Genomic DNA, 16,220 nt, shown 5'->3' with positions numbered 1-16,220 from the left:
GGCGTTCAAGATGAACCCGACCTACGAGGGCCTGGACTATCACGCCCTCAACGCGATGCTGAACCTGTACGACGCGAACGGCAAGATCCAGTTCGACGCCGACAAGCGGGCGGCGCGCGAGTACTTCCTGCAGCACGTCAACCAGAACACGGTGTTCTTCCACTCGCTCAAGGAGCGCCTCGACTACCTCGTCGAGAAGGAGTACTACGAGCCGGCCGTGATCGAGCAGTACTCGCTCGAGTTCATCCAGAAGCTCAATGACCTCGCCTACGGCAAGAAGTTCCGCTTCGAGACGTTCCTCGGCGCCTTCAAGTACTACACGAGCTACACGCTCAAGACGTTCGACGGCAAGCGCTACCTCGAGCGCTTCGAGGACCGCGTCGTGATGACGGCCCTCGGCCTCGCCGGCGGCGACGAGCAGCTCGCCGTCGCACTGGTCGAGGAGATCATCTCCGGCCGCTTCCAGCCCGCGACCCCGACCTTCCTCAACTCGGGCAAGGCCCAGCGCGGCGAACTCGTCAGCTGCTTCCTGCTGCGCATCGAGGACAACATGGAGTCGATCGCCCGCGGCATCAACTCCGCCCTCCAGCTCTCCAAGCGCGGCGGCGGAGTGGCGCTCCTGCTCTCGAACATCCGTGAGGCCGGTGCGCCGATCAAGCAGATCGAGAACCAGTCCTCGGGCATCATCCCCGTGATGAAGCTCCTCGAAGACAGCTTCAGCTACGCCAACCAGCTCGGTGCGCGTCAGGGTGCCGGCGCGGTGTACCTCAACGCACACCACCCCGACATCATGCGCTTCCTCGACACCAAGCGTGAGAACGCCGACGAGAAGATCCGCATCAAGACGCTGTCGCTCGGCGTCGTCGTGCCCGACATCACGTTCGAGCTGGCGAAGAACGGCGAGGACATGTACCTCTTCTCGCCGTACGACGTCGAGAAGGTCTACGGCGTCCCCTTCGGCGACATCTCGGTCACCGAGAAGTACCGCGAGATGGTCGACGACCCGCGCATCAAGAAGACGAAGATCAACGCGCGCGAGTTCTTCCAGACGATCGCCGAGATCCAGTTCGAGTCGGGCTACCCGTACATCATGTTCGAGGACACGGTGAACAAGGCCAACCCGATCAAGGGCCGCATCAACATGTCCAACCTCTGCAGCGAGATCCTGCAGGTGAACACGCCGACCACGTACAACGACGACCTGTCGTACGACCAGATCGGCAAGGACATCTCCTGCAACCTCGGCTCGATGAACATCGCGCTGTCGATGGATGCCGATGACCTGGGCCAGACGGTCGAGACCGCGATCCGTGCGCTGAGCGCGGTGAGCGACCAGAGCCACATCCGCTCGGTCCGCTCGATCGAGGACGGCAACGACCGTTCGCACGCGATCGGCCTCGGCCAGATGAACCTGCACGGCTACCTCGCCCGCGAGCACGTGCACTACGGCTCCGAAGAGGGCATCGACTTCACGAACATCTACTTCTACACGGTGCTGTTCCACGCGCTGCGCGCCTCGAACAACATCGCGATCGAGCGCAAGCAGGCCTTCGACGGCTTCGAGGACTCGACCTACGCGTCGGGGGAGTTCTTCGACAAGTACATCGAGCGCGCCTGGGTTCCCGAGACCGAGAAGGTCAAGGAGCTCTTCGCGGGCAAGCACATCCCGACGCAGGAGGACTGGGTGGCGCTGAAGGCGTCGATCCAGGAGCACGGCATCTACAACCAGAACCTGCAGGCGGTGCCCCCGACCGGCTCGATCTCGTACATCAACAACTCGACGTCGTCGATCCACCCGATCGCGTCGAAGATCGAGATCCGCAAGGAAGGCAAGCTCGGCCGCGTCTACTACCCGGCGCCGTTCATGACGAACGACAACCTGGAGTACTACCAGGACGCGTACGAGATCGGCTACGAGAAGGTCATCGACACCTACGCCGCCGCCACCCAGCACGTCGACCAGGGCCTGTCGCTGACGCTGTTCTTCAAGGACACCGCCACGACGCGTGACATCAACAAGGCTCAGATCTACGCATGGCGCAAGGGCATCAAGACGATCTACTACATCCGTCTGCGTCAGATGGCGCTCGAGGGCACCGACATGACCGAGTGCGTCTCGTGCATGCTCTGATCCGGCCCTGAACACGAGAAACGACGAAGAATCATGACTCCTCACCCCCCGCTCAAGCTGGTCGACAGCGTTCAGGCGATCAACTGGAACCGCATCCAGGACGACAAGGACCTCGAGGTCTGGAACCGCCTGGTGAACAACTTCTGGCTGCCGGAGAAGGTGCCGCTGTCGAACGACGTCCAGTCGTGGAACACGCTCACGCCCGATGAGCAGCTGCTCACCATGCGCGTGTTCACCGGTCTGACGCTGCTCGACACGATCCAGGGCACCGTCGGCGCCGTCTCGCTGATCCCCGACGCGATCACGCCTCACGAAGAGGCCGTGTACACGAACATCGCGTTCATGGAGTCGGTGCATGCGAAGAGCTACTCCTCGATCTTCTCGACGCTCGCGTCGACGAAGGAGATCGATGAGGCGTTCCGCTGGTCCACCGAGAACCCGAACCTTCAGAAGAAGGCTCAGATCATCATGGACTACTACCAGGGCGACGACCCGCTCAAGCGCAAGGTCGCCTCGACGCTGCTCGAGTCGTTCCTGTTCTACTCGGGCTTCTACCTGCCGATCTACTGGTCGTCGAAGGCGAAGCTCACGAACACGGCCGACCTGATCCGCCTCATCATCCGTGACGAGGCCGTGCACGGGTACTACATCGGCTACAAGTTCCAGAAGGGTCTCGAGAAGGAGACCGAGGAGCGCCGCCAGGAGCTGAAGGACTACACCTTCAACCTGCTGTTCGAGCTCTACGACAACGAGGTGCAGTACACGCAGGACCTCTACGACGGCGTCGGCCTGACCGAGGACGTCAAGAAGTTCCTGCACTACAACGCCAACAAGGCGCTGATGAACCTCGGCTACGAAGCGATGTTCCCCTCGACCGTCACGAACGTGAACCCGGCGATCCTGTCCGCGCTCTCGCCGAACGCCGACGAGAACCACGACTTCTTCTCGGGATCGGGATCGTCGTACGTCATCGGCAAGGCCGAGGCGACGGAAGACGACGACTGGGACTTCTGAGTCACCTGCTGAACGACACGAAGGGGGCGGATGCTGCGGCATCCGCCCCCTTCGTCGTGTTCCGCTGCGCGGATCACCCGACGAGTGGCCCACCTCGACGCCAGTAGCCGAGGAAGGAGACCCGTTCCTTCGAAATGCCGAGGTCGGAGGTCAGATACCGGCGAATACCGGTGGTCATGCCGGACTCACCCGCGATCCACGCGTAGAAGGCGGTGTCCTCGCGGGCGGACGCACCGTGGGTGGCGCCCCAGGCGTGCACCGCCCGTTCGATCGCCGTCGAATCCGGGGCGTCGCGCAGCACGCGATGCACGCGCGCGGTGTCGGGGGCAGCCGGCGAGATGAGATCATCGGCGGGGTGACCGCATTCGAGGATGACCTCGGCGCGCGCGTCCGGCCCGAGGGAGTCGAGGATGCCGCGCACAGCCGGGAATGCCGTCTCGTCGGCGATGATCAAGAACCGCCCCGCATCGCCGGGATGCCAGTGCAGTCCGTACCCGGTCCACCCCATCCGCGCGTCGGGACCGTTGACGACGAGGCGGTCACCCGGGGACGCCGCGGCCGCCCATGCAGAGGCGGGCCCGGCGGGCTCGTGGAGGAAGAAGTCGATGTCGATCTCGCGGTCCTCGGCTCTGATCGCGGCGGGGGTGTAGGTGCGCAGCACGTTGCGTTCGTCTTCAGGGAGGGCGCGCCACCGTGTGTACCAGTCGGAGGGATGCGGTGTCGGCTCGTCGAGCAGTCCGAAGTCGGCGATGCCTCCGTCGGCCAGCGGCAGGACGACCTTGATGCGCTGATCCATGCCCCAGTCGGCGAAGTTCCGCAGACTCTCACCGCCCAGGGTCAGCCTGACGAAATGCGGGCTGAGCATCACGCGTGCGCGAACCTCCACCGGGAAAGCGCTGTAGGCCCATGGGCGCTCGGCGGTCACGACCGCACTCCCGCAGGAGTCGAGCCGCGCAGCGGCACCACCAGCGGTCCTCCGGTGACGGGATCATCGATCACGACGTTCGCCAGGCCGAACACCTGCTGCACTCGTTCGCTCGTGATGACCTCGCGGGGTGGGCCTTGAGCGACGATGCGGCCCTCGCGCATCGCGATGATGTGGCTCGCGTAGCGTGCGGCGTGATTGAGGTCGTGCAGAACGGCGACGAGTGTGCGTCCCTGCGTATTGAGATGCGCGAGCAGCTCCATGAGATCCACCTGGTGGGCCACGTCGAGGAAAGTGGTCGGCTCGTCGAGCAGCAGCAGATCCGTCTCCTGCGCGAGCACCATCGCCACCCAGACGCGCTGGCGCTGCCCACCGGACAGAGCATCGACGGGGCGTGACGCGAGATCTGCTGTTCCTGTCGCGTCGAGAGCGTGCCGCACAGCACTCTCATCGGCATCCGACCATTGGCGCATCAGACTCTGGTGCGGGTAGCGTCCGCGGGCGACCAGGTCGGCCACGGTGATGCCGTCCGGCGCTGTCGCACTCTGAGGAAGCAGCCCCAGCCGGCGGGCCACCTCCTTCGCCGGGTACTCGCTGATCGACCGGCCGTCGAGCACGACGCGCCCGCTCGAGGGAGGCAGCAGGCGCGACAGGCCGCGCAGCAGGGTGGACTTGCCGCACGCGTTCGGCCCGATGATCACCGTGAAGCCTCCTGCGGGCACAGCCACGGAGAGTTCGCGGACGATCTCGGTGCGGTCGTATGTGAGCGTGATGCTCTCGGCTCTGAGGCTCGAGGCGGCGCTGGGGTCGGGCGAGGTCGAGTTCTCAAGCACGGCGGCGGATCTCCAGGATGATCATCAGGACGAGGTAGGCGCCGCCGACCGACACGGTCACGACGCCGACAGGCAGAGCAGTCGGCAGCATGTGCTGGGCGATGAGGTCGGCACCGAGCAGGAGGACTCCTCCGAACAGCGCCGACAGCATCAGCGAGAGGTGCGGGGTGCGGGCCACGAGGCGCGCGATCTGCGGTGCAGCGAGCGCGACGAACGCCACGGGGCCGGCGACGGTCGTCGCGGCGGCGACGAGTGCGACGCCGATGAGCAGCGCCACGACCCGGATCCGCCCCGGCCGAGCCCCTGTGGCTGCGGCCGTGTCGTCGCCCAGCTCGAGCTGGCGCAGTCGCGGCACCAGGAGAAGCGCTGCGACGGCGAACGGCAGGGCGCACAGGAGCGCGCCCGCGAGCGGGCCTGCGGTGACGCCGTTCAGTGATCCAGTGCCCCAGGCAGACGCGAACATCGCGGTCTCGAGCTCGATCTGCAGGAGCAGCCAGGTGTTGAGAGAGGCGAGGATCGCCGAGACTCCGATGCCCACGACGATGAGGCGGAAGCCGTGCACACCGCCTCGTGCCGACAACAGCCAGATCACCACGGCTGTCGCGAACCCGCCGATGAGAGACCCGGCGGTGAGCACGGGCCAGCTCCCCGAGACCAGCACCAGCGCGATCAGCATGCCCGTGAACGCGCCGTTGGACAGGCCGAGGATGTCGGGGCTCGCGAGCGGATTCCTCGTGACGGTCTGGAAGAGCGCGCCGGCGATGCCGAGGAGCGCACCGACGGTGATCGCCGCGATCGCGCGTGGCAGGCGCCAGTCGATCACGACCGTGCGGTGCAGGGCGTCGCCCCCGCCGAGCAGCGTCTGCACGACCTCCTGGGGAGTGAGGGGATAGCTCCCCAGCCCCAGCGCCAGGATGCCCAGAACGATCAGAGTGGCCGCTGCAGCGACGCCGACGACGATGCTGCGCCGGCGAACCGGCATCCGCAGCGGCCCCAGGTGCAGGATCATCCTGGAGCGGGTGGCGTCCGTGAGCGCCGAGGCGATCGACGCGCTCACAGGGCACTCACCTGGCGTCGTCGCGCCAGCACGATCAGCACCGGCGCTCCGACGAATGCCGCGACGATTCCGACAGGCACTTCCGCCGGGGCGATGATGACCCGGCCGAGGACGTCGGCGAGAAGCAGGATCACCGGTGCCAGCACGGCGGAGAGCGGCAGGATCACTCGCTGGTCGACGCCGAACGTCCAGCGGATCACGTGCGGCACCATCAGCCCGATGAACGAGATCGGGCCGGCGAGGGCGGTCGCCGCGCCCGCGAGAAGGGTGACGGCGATGATGACCCCGACGCGGATGCCTGCGACATTCGCGCCCTGTGCCCGAGCGACGTCTTCGCCGAGGCCGATGGCGTTCAGGCCGGGACCGAGCAGCACTGCGAGTGCGACTCCGACAGCGACGAACGGGAGGACGGGAATGATGACGTCGAAACCACGTCCGAGCAGCGTTCCGGCGTTCCAGCTGCGCATCGAGTCGAAGGCTTCCGGATCGCTGAGGGAGATGCCCGTCGTGATGCCGGAGAGCACGGCTCCGAGTGCGACCCCGGCGAGCGTGAGGCGGAGCGGGTCAGCGGAGCCGCGTCCCGCCGAGCCGATCAGGTAGACGGCCACCGTGACGATGAGGGCGCCGAGGAAGGCGAGCCAGACGAACTGCGACACGTCGCGCAGGCCGAGCAGGCTCACCCCGAGGGCGACCGCGAGCGCGGCGCCGGCGTTCACGCCGAGGATGCCCGGGTCGGCGAGCGGATTGCGGGTGAAGGCCTGGATGAGAGCGCCGGCCACGCCCAGCGCCGCACCGGCGACGAGCCCCGTGACGGTGCGAGGTATGCGCAACTCGAGCACGATGTAATCCATCTCGGTCGTGCCCGCGCCCCGCAGGGTCGTCCAGACCGCTTCGGGGGAGAGGGGATTCGCGCCGATCGCGAGGGAGAGGACGACGGCGGCCGCGAGCGCAGCAAGAAGGACGATCGCACCGACGACCGCACGACGGCCGCGTCGGGGGATCCGCGCGTGCGGAGCCCCCGACGTCTCGACCGGGGTGAGAGTCGTCACCGGCTCTCTTCGAGGTACGCCTCGATGTCATCGAGCACGGCCTGTGCGCCCTTCGGCCCGACTCCTGAGACCCAGTAGCTCGTGTCGACAGGGGTGACCGAGGGGAAGTCTGCGGCGTTCTGCGTGATCGCGGTGGGGATCTCCGAGGCCGCGTCGACGTCGGTCACGGTGACGAACACATGGTCCGCTGCCGCCGAGACGATGTTCTCGGGCGAGATGTCTGCCTGCAGCCCATCGGCCCACTCCTGCGCGGGGATCGTGAACCCGGCGCACTCGAGGAGGCTGCCCGAGAACGACACCGGTCCGTAGAGGCTCAGGGTCGTCTCGTCGCGGGGGCGGATCAGCTGCACGCTCTCGCCGTCGATCGCATACTCGCCGGCCAGCGACTCGCACCGGTCGTCGACGGCCGAGAGCAGATCGGCGACCTCGGCCTCGCGGCCCAGCGCTTCGCCGATGAGCATGGCGTTGTCTCGCCACGGGTCGGCCTGGGTCTCGATGAACACGGTCGGGGCGATCGCCGAGAGCTGCTCGTAGAGCTCGGAGTGCCGGGCCTCGGTTCCGAGGATCAGATCGGGCTCGAGCGCGGCGATGGCCTCGAGGTCGGGTTCGGGAACAGTGCCCACGGGCTCGACGTCGTCGGCGCCGAGGTATGCCGGTGCTCCTGCGACGTTGCTCGCGACCGCAGCGCCGACCGGCTCGATGCCGACCGCGACGGCGGTGTCGAGCTCGAGCGGTTCGAGGGTCACCACGCGCTGCGGCTCGTCGGGGACCGCGGTGGTGCCGCGGGCATGCTCGACGTCGTGGGTGCCGGCGGATTCCCCCGCCGCATCGGTGACGGCGGTCGGCTCAGCGGCGCAGCCGGCGAGCAGAAGCAGTGCGCATCCTGAGGCGGCCAAGGCCGTGACGGCGCGAAGACGGAGGCTGGAGGGCATGGTGAATGACCTTTCGGGACCGGGGAGGGGAACGACACCGACCAGATCGATGTTGGTTAGGCAACCCTAACAGTTTGGTCACTGGTGCCGTGCGCCATGACGCCCCACCGTTCCGAGCAAGGGGTGAAAACAGGGGGTGAATCTCCCCGATCGGTCCGATCGCGGCGGTGCCGATGGTCTGCGCCGCCATCGCGCTCGATCTGGTCCTGCCGCTCCAGCGGGGAACGAGGGCGAGCGCACGCCGCATCCTCCTTGCCGCTGCGGTCGCCGGCGTCGTGCTGTTCCTCGTCGCCTTGCCGGTGTTCTCCCCCGAGCACTTGGTGCCTGGCGTGCTGACGGCGACGTTCGGCGCGCCCATCGTCGGCGAACTGGCGGTGGCGTCAGGCGTGATCGGCGTGCGGCGGTTGCTCGTGCGGGCCGGGACGATTCGCTGAACGCCCTGTCAGACGGCGCACGAAGGGGGCGGATGCTGCGGCATCCGCCCCCTTCGTCGTTCCCGCGCGTTCAGGCCGGGGTGTCGTTCGGGTCCAGCGTGCGCAGGGTGTCCTGCTCGACCTCGTTGTCGGCCGTCAGCTGGTCTTCGGTGTTCTCGTCGCCGCCGATGGCCGCGTCGCGGTCGGGGCTGGCGTCGCCCTGGATGGCGCCGCGGGGTGATTCGCCGTGCGAGCTGTCGCCCTGGATGGCGCCGCCCTGGGCAGCGCCCTGTGCGTTCTCCTCGTCGGCGTCACCCTGGATGGCACCGCGCGGCGAGTCGCCGTGCGAGCTGTCGCCCTGGATCGCGCCGCCCTGAGTGGAGCCCTGGGCGTTTCCGTCGAGCTCGTCGGGCTGACGCCCGGCGTCTGCCGTCGACTGGCCGTCAGGAGCGGTGTTGTGCTCGGGGATCACGTCGGGGGAGCCTTCTGCGGGCTGCTCGGGGTGCGGGGTGCGTCCTGTGTTCTGGTCCATGACGTGACGGTACGTCCACCCCGCCTGCGCGTGGAGGGCATTGACAAACCGGTCTCACGCGTTCCGCCCGCGATGCCCGGTCAGAACGCGGTCAGTCCTTCTTCGAGGTGCGGATCGGCGTGGTGACGGCTGCCTCGTCGCTGAACTCGACCGGTTCGGCCTTCTTCTCGAGGATCTCGGCCTCGTCGACGATGTTCAGCGGTCGCGTCTCGTCGAGCGTCATGAGGAATCGGCTGCCCTCGGAGCGGTGCAGTCGTCCGGAGGTGAAGACCCAGATGGCGCCGATCGCGCACGCGACGAAACCGGCGGTGCCGCCGAGCATGATCGCCGTGCGCGGCCCGAAGGTGTCGGCCACCCACCCGGCGATCGGGGCGCCGACCGGCGTCGAGCCCATGATCACGGCCATGTACAGCGCGAGCACGCGGCCGCGCAGGGCAGGTGCCGTGGTCATCTGCACGTAGCCGTTGGCGGTCGTCAGCAGAGTCACGATCATGAACCCGGTGAACGTCAGCGTGATCGCGTACGTCAGATACGTGGGCATGGATGCGGAGACGAACGCCGCGACGCCGAATCCCCCGGCAGCCAAGATCACGACACGCACCCTGGCTCGGTCACGCCGGGCAGCCAGGAGCGCACCGGCGAGCGAGCCGATCGCGAGCACCGAGCTCAGCACTCCGTACCCGTCGGCGCCCGCCCCGAACTCGATCGCCATGGTCGAGGCGAAGATGGGGAAGTTCATGCCGAAGGCGCCGATCAGGAACACCGTCACGAACACGACGCGCAGATCGCTGCGCCCCCACACATAGCGGAAGCCCTCGGCGAGTCCGCCGGGGCGGCGGTTCTTCAGGCGCGGTGCGAGCTGGCCGGTGCGCAGCATCAGCAGCGCGACGAGCATCGCCAGGAACGTCACGGCGTTCGCCATGAACACCCAGCCCGAGCCGATCGCGACGATCAGCAGGCCGCCGACGGCCGGGCCGATCATGCGGGCCAGGTTGAAGGATGCCGAGTTGAGGGCGACCGCGTTGGACGTGTCGCCGGCGGAGACCATGTCGGAGACGAACGCCTGCCGCGCGGGGGCGTCGAAGGCGTTGACGACACCGAACGCCGCAGCGAAGCAGAACATCATCGGCAGCGTCATCACCCCGTTGAGCAGCAGCACGCCGACGGCGATCGCGAGCATCAGCAGGGCGCTCTGGGTGGCGAGCAGGATGCGGCGGCGCTCGAAGCGATCGGCGACCCATCCGGTGAGGCTCACGAGCACGAGCGGCGGACCGAACTGCAGCGCCATCGTGACGCCCATGGCCGCGGCGTCGTTGTCGGTGAGCTCGGTGAGCACGACCCAGTCCTGGGCGGTCGCCTGCATCCACCCGCCGATGTTCGAGACGAGGGCGCCGGCGAACCAGATGCGGTAGTTGATGTTCGAGAAGGAACGGAACATCGCGCTCATCGGTCGACCACCTTTCGCATCAGGGCGCTCGCTGCGCGCAGCGTCGCCAATTCGTCCTCCGTGAAGTCCAGTTCGCCGAGCATCTCGGCGAGCAGCTCGTCTCTTCGTCGGATGGTCTGCTCCACGATCTCGGTGCCTGCCTCGGTGATGTCGACCTGCACGCGGCGGCGATCTTCGGCATCCGGAGTGCGGAGCACGAATCCCTGCTCTTCGAGCCCGTTGATCATGTTCGTCATCGACGGCGCGGTGACCCGCTCGCGCTCGGCCAGGGAGCTGATGGTGCGGCGGCCGTGCATGCGCAGCGTCGCGAGCACCGCGAGCTGCGCGTCGCTCATCGCGTCGACGGCGCGAGCGCATCGCAGGCGCCGTGCGAGCCGGAACGTCGCCATGCGCAGGTCTGTCGCGGTGAGGTGGAGGGAATCATCAGGCGCAGACATTACTTAGACAGTCTAAGTAATTTACGCCCGGATCGGAAGTCGGTGGCAGGACGCACCCGCCGCACGGGTCACAATGGACGGGTGACCCGAACCCCCGCGATCGAAATCGCCGTCCAGGATCCCGCCGGAGTGCGCATCGCCGGAGCCGTCGGCGCCGCGCGCGTCGAGCTGGCCCAGGCCCTCGCGCTCGGCGGCCTCACTCCGTCGCCGGCGACCCTCGACCTGTCGATCGACGCCGCGCATGCCGTCGGCGTCGAGGTGCACGTGCTCGTCCGGCCTCGCGCGGGCGGCTTCCGCTACTCCGCCGACGAGATCGCGATCGCCGAGAACGATGTCCGACGTGCGATCGAGGCGGGAGCCGACGGTGTCGTGATCGGCGCCCTCGACGACGAGGGGCTGCTCGACATCCCCGCCATGCGGCGTCTGCGCGACGCCGCCGGGGCGGCATCCGTCACCCTGCATCGCGCGATCGACGTGACCCCCGACCCCGTCGCCACGCTCGTCGCCGCTCGCTCGCTGGGCCTGCGCCGCGTGCTGACCTCGGGCGGCGCCTCGGTCGCGATCGACGGCATCGACACGCTCCGGGCGCTCGTCGCCGAGGCCGCCGGCGAGATCGAGATCATGGCGGGCAGCGGAGTGGATGCCGCCAGCGCCGCCGCCCTCGCCGCCGCCGGTGTCGACGCCCTGCACTTCTCCGCGAAGCGCACGGTGAGCGAAGACGGCGGCGTGCGCATGGGCTCCGCCGCCGACGGCGTCGGAGGATACGAGGTCACCGACCTCGAGATCGCCCAGGGCGTCATCGCCGCGCTGTCGAGCTGACGCGTCCGACGCGGTCGGCCTGACGCATGTCGCGCACTCTCAGTAGGGTGGGGGCGTGACCGATACGCGCGAATTCACGGATGCCGACGGCATCGCCATCGTCTACGACGTACACCCGGCGGTCGGTGATGCGCGGGGAGTCGTGCAGCTGCTGCACGGGGTGGGCGAGCACGCCGGTCGGTACGGCGCGCTGATCGCCGCGCTCACGGAGGCCGGATTCATCGTCTACGCCGACGATCATCGGGGGCACGGGCGCACCGGCATCCGTCAGCACGGCGGACCCGAGAAGCTCGGTCGACTCGGCAAGGGCGGTCTGCGTGCGGCGGAGGCGGCGATCTGGCAGCTCACCGGCATCATCAAGGACGAGCACCCCGACCTGCCCCTCGTGCTGCTGGGGCACTCGTGGGGATCATTCCTCGCGCAGATGCTCGTGAACGACCACCCCGAGGCATGGGATGCGGTGATCCTCTCGGGCTCGGCTCTGCGTACGCCCGGATCGCTCAACGCTGCACCGCTCAACGCCCGCTGGGCCGCCGACGACGCGACGGGCCTCGAGTGGCTGAGCCGCGATCCGGCGGTGTGGACGGCGTTCGACGAGGATCCGCTCACCACGAACCAGCCGCTGCTGAAGCTGTTCGGCCCCGTCGAGGCGGCCAAGCTCTACGGCCGTCCGCGCAAGGACCTCGGCCGCGACATCCCGCTGTTGCTGCTCGTCGGTCGCGACGATCCGGTCGGCGGTCCGCGCAGCGTGCACAAGCTCGCCGACGAGTACCGCACCCGATCGGGACTCACCGACATCACGACGCTGGTGTATCCCGACGCTCGTCACGAGATCTTCAACGAGCTGCAGCAGGACGAGGTGCGCGCCGACATCCTGTCGTGGCTCGACACCCGCATTCCCGCTCGCTGACCGTCGCCTCGATCCGGGCGAGCCGTGCCATGATCCGGGCGGCTCGCGCGTCGGCGTGTTACGCCCCGTGAACGGACGTTACAGCGGGTGAATCCGCGTGACGTCATCCCGGCACATCGGCCTCTCCTCCGCATAGATTCGCGGCGAGAGGGAGGTGCGGGGTGGGATTCGAAGACGAGTGGCGTGCATGGCACGACGCGCGAGAGCGCTATGCCGGCGCGGAATACGGCCCGGCCGCGCTCGAGTCGACGAACTGGCTCATCACCGAACCCGCCGCCGTGGAGGGGGTCCCGGGTCTCTGGGCGCTCACGGGAGACGGAGGGATCCGCGGCAGCGATCTCGGCACGGCCGGGTCGGTCGTCACGCTGAGGGGCCGTGAGACGCTGCGGCTCGGACGCCGCGAGCTGCGTGTGTTCGACCGGCGCGGCGAGGTCGCGCTGCGGGTGTTCAACCCCCGACGCCCCGAGCGCGAGCGGTTCAGCGCGATCGACGCGTATCCGCCTCGGGAGGGATGGCGGATCCCGGCGGTGTTCGAGCCCACGCCGGGCGAGACGATCACCGTGACCTCGATCGACGGGCGCTCGCACGACACCGACCTCGCCGGACGGCTGCGGTTCACGCTCGACGGTGTCGCGGTGGCGCTGGCCGCGACGCGTGCGCCGCAGGGCGGCCTGAGCGCCGTCTTCGCCGACGGGACCAACGGCACCGAGACCTATCGGTTCCGCTTCCTGCCGGTCGAGGAACCGGCATCAGACGGCTCGGTGGTCATCGACTTCAACCGGGCATACCTGCCTCCGTGCGCCTTCTCCGACCAGTTCGTCTGTCCTCTGCCGCCGGCGGGCAACCGCTTCTCGGCTCCGATCCGCGCCGGCGAGAGGGCGGTCGTGCTGGGGCGCTGAATCCGCGGCGCACCGCGCCTGAGCGACGGGCTCGCCTTAAGCTGTAACCGTGCACGGTGAATACAAGGTTCCAGGAGGAAAGCTCGTCGTCGTCGACCTCGAGGTCGAAGACGGCAGGATCGCCCGCTTCCGGCTCGCCGGCGACTTCTTCCTCGAACCCGACACCGCACTCGATGACATCGACCGGGCGGTCACCGGTCTGCCGGTCGAGACGGATGCCACGGCCATCGCCGCTGCAGTGCGCGGCGCTCTGCCCGACGGTGCACAGCTGCTCGGGTTCACTCCCGAAGCGGTCGGCACGGCCGTGCGTCGAGCACTCGTCACGGCACCGGGATGGAACGACTTCGACTGGGAGATCGTGCACGAGAAGGCGGTCTCGCCGCGCATGAACCTCGCGCTCGATGAGGTGCTCACCTCTCGGGTCGGTGAGGGGCGCCGTCGTCCGACGCTGCGCATCTGGGAGTGGGACCAGTCAGCCGTCGTCATCGGCTCATTCCAGTCGTACCGCAACGAGGTCGACCCCGAAGGTGCTGCCCGCCACGGCTTCGACGTCGTGCGCCGCATCTCGGGCGGTGGCGCGATGCTCATGGCGGCGGGGCAGATCATCACCTATTCGCTCTACGTGCCGGCGTCGCTCGTGCAGGGCATGACCTTCGCCGACTCCTATGCCTTCCTCGACGACTGGGTGCTGCAGGCCCTGCGCTCGCTCGGCATCGACGCGATCTATCAGCCCCTCAACGACATCGCCAGCTCGTCGGGCAAGATCGGCGGAGCCGCGCAGAAGCGCCTCGCCAACGGGGGAGTGCTGCACCACGCGACCCTGTCGTACGACATCGACGGCCAGACCATGACCGAGGTGCTGCGCATCGGCCGTGAGAAGCTCAGCGACAAGGGGACGACGTCGGCCGCGAAGCGGGTGGATCCGCTGCGCAGCCAGACCGGCCTCGCGCGGGCCGAGATCATCGAGCGCTTCAAGGACACCTTCCGCTCGCTCACCTCGGCGGAGGACGGCACGATCAGCGCCGACGAGTACGCGGATGCCGAGGCTCTGGTGGAGTCGAAGTTCGCCACCGACACGTGGCTGCACCGGGTTCCGTGACCGACCCCGCGCCTGACCCCTCGTCTGATCCCGGGGCGGTGGATCCCGCTCCAGTCGTCCGCGGTGACGTCTCGATCATCCAGGGCGACAACCTCGCCGTCGCGGCGACCCTGCCGTCGGCGTCGTTCACGCTCGTCTACCTCGACCCGCCGTTCAACACGGGCCGGACGCAGGAGCGACAGGTGGTCACCGCCCGTCGCACGTTCACGACTCAGCAAGAACCGGGTGCGTCCGGAATCGGACTCCCGGAATCCCGCGGGTCGGATGCGGCGGTCACGCCGATCGTGCTGAGTTCTGAACCGGCGGCGCCGCCGGCCGAGGTGCGGCACGGTTTCCACGGCCACGCCTATGAGCGGGTGCGCGGGATGCTCCGCACCTACGACGACCGCTTCGACGACTACGGCGCCTTCCTGATGCCGCGACTCGAGGAGGCGTGGCGACTGCTGGCCGACGACGGCACCCTCTACCTGCACCTCGACTACCGCGAGGCGCACTACGCGAAGGTGATGCTCGATGCGGTCTTCGGCCGCGACTGCTTCCTGAACGAGCTCATCTGGGCCTATGACTACGGTGCGAAGTCCCGCCGTCGGTGGCCCACCAAGCACGACACGATCCTCGTCTACGTGAAGAACCCCCGCGAGTACGTGTTCAACTCCGACGACATCGATCGCGAGCCGTACATGGCTCCCGGGCTCGTCACGGCCGAGAAGGCCGCCCGAGGCAAGCTGCCCACCGACGTGTGGTGGCACACGATCGTGCCGACGACCGGCCGCGAGAAGACCGGATATCCGACGCAAAAACCCGAGGGCATCCTGCGGCGCATCGTGCGGGCGTCCAGCCGTCCGGGCGACCGTGTGCTCGACCTCTTCGCCGGCAGCGGCACCACCGGGGCCGTCGCCTCGGCTCTCGGGCGCGACTCGGTGCTCGTGGACGACAACCCCGAGGCCGTGCGCGTCATGACGGAGCGGATGCCCGACGCCGTGGTGACCCGCATCGGGGAGTAGTCCCGCACGCGGAGCACTCTCAGCAAGGATGCTCGCCTGCCGCAACAGGCGTCAGCGTGGTGCGTGGGTTCTCGTGTGCGCGTGGCAACGCGCGAGCAGGTCGGCGCGGCGTCTGATGGCGGCTTGTGCGCTCTCGGTGACGCTGCGACCCACGCTGCTCGGGGTGGTCACATCGAGACCGGCGCGGGCGAACAGGACGTCGTAGAACGGAGCGAGAGTCTCGTCGGAGAACTTGAGCGTGCGACTGAGCGTCTGCAGCGGCGTGCCCCACCGACTGCCGCTGTCGGCATTGATATCCGCACCTTCATCGATCAGGCGGGCGAGCAGAGGCGCTTCGGCGGTGAAATCGTGTGCTGTCGCGCTCAGCAACACGTGCAGAGCGTTCACGTGGCTCTCGGTCGCTGCGGCGGCATCAGCACCGTCGTCGAGCAGTCGCGTGGCGATCGCGACCCGGCTGGCGGGATCGGCGTTGCGGAGGGCTCGCATCAGCAGGGTCGATCCGTCCTCGTCTGCCCATCGTGCGAGCGAGGGCTCGTAGTCGGCGAGAAACTCGGCCTCGTTCGTGATCGCGGAGAAGTAGGCGCGGGGGTAGACCATGACGTCGACACTAGGCGACGGGCGCGGTCCGTGGCGGGACCATACGGGACGAGGATCGGCCGACGGGACACCTCCCGGGCTGCCGTTCGGCGGGAGAGAGTCTCGGCGTGAGAGTGTGAGAG

At 68.2% G+C, this 16,220-nt stretch carries 17 protein-coding genes; 8 read left to right on the top strand and 9 right to left on the bottom strand.

Annotated features, from left to right (window positions below):
• Positions 1-10: 10 nt before the first annotated feature.
• Positions 11-2,131, top strand: a complete 2,121-nt coding sequence (nrdE, locus tag LQZ85_RS11540) for a class 1b ribonucleoside-diphosphate reductase subunit alpha (RefSeq protein WP_056280194.1) — start codon at positions 11-13, stop codon at positions 2,129-2,131.
• Positions 2,132-2,164: 33 nt separating this feature from the next.
• Complete coding sequence (nrdF, locus tag LQZ85_RS11535; protein WP_056279164.1) at positions 2,165-3,145, top strand: class 1b ribonucleoside-diphosphate reductase subunit beta; 981 nt, start codon at positions 2,165-2,167, stop codon at positions 3,143-3,145.
• Positions 3,146-3,218: 73 nt separating this feature from the next.
• Here the strand turns inward: nrdF and LQZ85_RS11530 are convergent, their stop codons facing one another.
• The 5 genes from LQZ85_RS11530 to LQZ85_RS11510 are packed head-to-tail and all read right to left on the bottom strand — an operon-like array spanning position 3,219 to position 7,941.
• Positions 3,219-4,070, bottom strand: coding sequence for a siderophore-interacting protein (locus LQZ85_RS11530; RefSeq protein ID WP_056279166.1), 852 nt, complete (start codon positions 4,068-4,070; stop codon positions 3,219-3,221).
• Positions 4,067-4,903 (bottom strand): ABC transporter ATP-binding protein, encoded by an 837-nt coding sequence (locus LQZ85_RS11525; RefSeq protein WP_056279167.1) that lies wholly within the window; start codon positions 4,901-4,903, stop codon positions 4,067-4,069. Before LQZ85_RS11525 ends, LQZ85_RS11530 begins: the two co-directional genes overlap by 4 nt.
• Positions 4,896-5,960, bottom strand: coding sequence for an iron chelate uptake ABC transporter family permease subunit (locus LQZ85_RS11520; RefSeq protein WP_230100900.1), 1,065 nt, complete (start codon positions 5,958-5,960; stop codon positions 4,896-4,898). Before LQZ85_RS11520 ends, LQZ85_RS11525 begins: the two co-directional genes overlap by 8 nt.
• Positions 5,957-7,009: an iron chelate uptake ABC transporter family permease subunit gene (locus LQZ85_RS11515; protein ID WP_082586634.1), complete on the bottom strand. Its 1,053-nt coding sequence runs from the start codon at positions 7,007-7,009 to the stop codon at positions 5,957-5,959. Before LQZ85_RS11515 ends, LQZ85_RS11520 begins: the two co-directional genes overlap by 4 nt.
• Positions 7,006-7,941, bottom strand: a complete 936-nt coding sequence (locus LQZ85_RS11510) for an iron-siderophore ABC transporter substrate-binding protein (protein ID WP_056279169.1) — start codon at positions 7,939-7,941, stop codon at positions 7,006-7,008. Before LQZ85_RS11510 ends, LQZ85_RS11515 begins: the two co-directional genes overlap by 4 nt.
• Positions 7,942-8,114: 173 nt before the next feature.
• Here LQZ85_RS11510 and LQZ85_RS11505 point away from each other — a divergent pair, with 173 nt between their 5' ends.
• Positions 8,115-8,375, top strand: a complete 261-nt coding sequence (locus LQZ85_RS11505; protein WP_230100899.1) for a hypothetical protein — start codon at positions 8,115-8,117, stop codon at positions 8,373-8,375.
• Between the two features lie 70 nt (positions 8,376-8,445).
• Here the strand turns inward: LQZ85_RS11505 and LQZ85_RS11500 are convergent, their stop codons facing one another.
• The 3 genes from LQZ85_RS11500 to LQZ85_RS11490 form a co-directional block, all read right to left on the bottom strand.
• The gene (locus LQZ85_RS11500; protein WP_056279180.1) at positions 8,446-8,886 is read right to left on the bottom strand and encodes a hypothetical protein; all 441 of its coding nucleotides are present in this window, start codon (positions 8,884-8,886) and stop codon (positions 8,446-8,448) included.
• Positions 8,887-8,977: 91 nt separating this feature from the next.
• On the bottom strand, positions 8,978-10,324 hold the full coding sequence (locus LQZ85_RS11495; RefSeq protein ID WP_082586691.1) for an MFS transporter: 1,347 nt from the start codon (positions 10,322-10,324) through the stop codon (positions 8,978-8,980).
• Between the two features lie 5 nt (positions 10,325-10,329).
• Positions 10,330-10,770 (bottom strand): MarR family transcriptional regulator, encoded by a 441-nt coding sequence (locus LQZ85_RS11490; RefSeq protein WP_056279186.1) that lies wholly within the window; start codon positions 10,768-10,770, stop codon positions 10,330-10,332.
• An 81-nt stretch (positions 10,771-10,851) separates the two neighbouring features.
• Here LQZ85_RS11490 and LQZ85_RS11485 point away from each other — a divergent pair, with 81 nt between their 5' ends.
• The 5 genes from LQZ85_RS11485 to LQZ85_RS11465 all read left to right on the top strand — a co-directional run bounded on the left by LQZ85_RS11485 (position 10,852) and on the right by LQZ85_RS11465 (position 15,501).
• Entirely contained in the window at positions 10,852-11,589 is a 738-nt protein-coding gene (locus LQZ85_RS11485) for a copper homeostasis protein CutC (RefSeq protein ID WP_056279187.1), read from the top strand.
• A gap of 55 nt (positions 11,590-11,644) precedes the next feature.
• On the top strand, positions 11,645-12,499 hold the full coding sequence (locus LQZ85_RS11480) for an alpha/beta hydrolase (RefSeq protein WP_053097778.1): 855 nt from the start codon (positions 11,645-11,647) through the stop codon (positions 12,497-12,499).
• 161 nt (positions 12,500-12,660) lie between these two features.
• Positions 12,661-13,398 carry a DUF1684 domain-containing protein gene (locus LQZ85_RS11475; RefSeq protein ID WP_056279190.1) on the top strand — a complete coding sequence of 246 codons (738 nt, stop codon included), beginning with the start codon at positions 12,661-12,663 and terminating at the stop codon, positions 13,396-13,398.
• A gap of 49 nt (positions 13,399-13,447) precedes the next feature.
• A complete protein-coding gene (locus tag LQZ85_RS11470) occupies positions 13,448-14,497 on the top strand; it encodes a biotin/lipoate A/B protein ligase family protein (protein WP_056279192.1) in 1,050 nt (349 codons plus the stop codon).
• A gap of 38 nt (positions 14,498-14,535) precedes the next feature.
• Positions 14,536-15,501: a site-specific DNA-methyltransferase gene (locus LQZ85_RS11465; RefSeq protein ID WP_056279195.1), complete on the top strand. Its 966-nt coding sequence runs from the start codon at positions 14,536-14,538 to the stop codon at positions 15,499-15,501.
• Positions 15,502-15,552: 51 nt separating this feature from the next.
• On the opposite strand, the gene LQZ85_RS11460 is transcribed toward LQZ85_RS11465, so the two are convergent.
• Positions 15,553-16,098 carry a hypothetical protein gene (locus tag LQZ85_RS11460; RefSeq protein ID WP_056279197.1) on the bottom strand — a complete coding sequence of 182 codons (546 nt, stop codon included), beginning with the start codon at positions 16,096-16,098 and terminating at the stop codon, positions 15,553-15,555.
• Positions 16,099-16,220 lie beyond the last annotated feature (122 nt).

The organism is Microbacterium sp. Bi98 (assembly GCF_918698045.1).
GTDB lineage: Bacteria > Actinomycetota > Actinomycetes > Actinomycetales > Microbacteriaceae > Microbacterium.
Note: the sequence above shows the minus strand (reverse complement) of the source record. Positions and strands in the feature narration are given on the sequence as shown.

Coding starts and splice junctions, on each gene's coding strand:
- nrdE (WP_056280194.1), top strand. CDS start 11: ATGAACCCGACCTACGAGGGCCTGGACTATCACGCCCTCAACGCGATG.
- nrdF (WP_056279164.1), top strand. CDS start 2,165: ATGACTCCTCACCCCCCGCTCAAGCTGGTCGACAGCGTTCAGGCGATC.
- LQZ85_RS11510 (WP_056279169.1), bottom strand. CDS start 7,941: ATGCCCTCCAGCCTCCGTCTTCGCGCCGTCACGGCCTTGGCCGCCTCA.
- LQZ85_RS11505 (WP_230100899.1), top strand. CDS start 8,115: ATGGTCTGCGCCGCCATCGCGCTCGATCTGGTCCTGCCGCTCCAGCGG.
- LQZ85_RS11500 (WP_056279180.1), bottom strand. CDS start 8,886: ATGGACCAGAACACAGGACGCACCCCGCACCCCGAGCAGCCCGCAGAA.
- LQZ85_RS11495 (WP_082586691.1), bottom strand. CDS start 10,324: ATGTTCCGTTCCTTCTCGAACATCAACTACCGCATCTGGTTCGCCGGC.
- LQZ85_RS11490 (WP_056279186.1), bottom strand. CDS start 10,770: ATGTCTGCGCCTGATGATTCCCTCCACCTCACCGCGACAGACCTGCGC.
- LQZ85_RS11460 (WP_056279197.1), bottom strand. CDS start 16,098: ATGGTCTACCCCCGCGCCTACTTCTCCGCGATCACGAACGAGGCCGAG.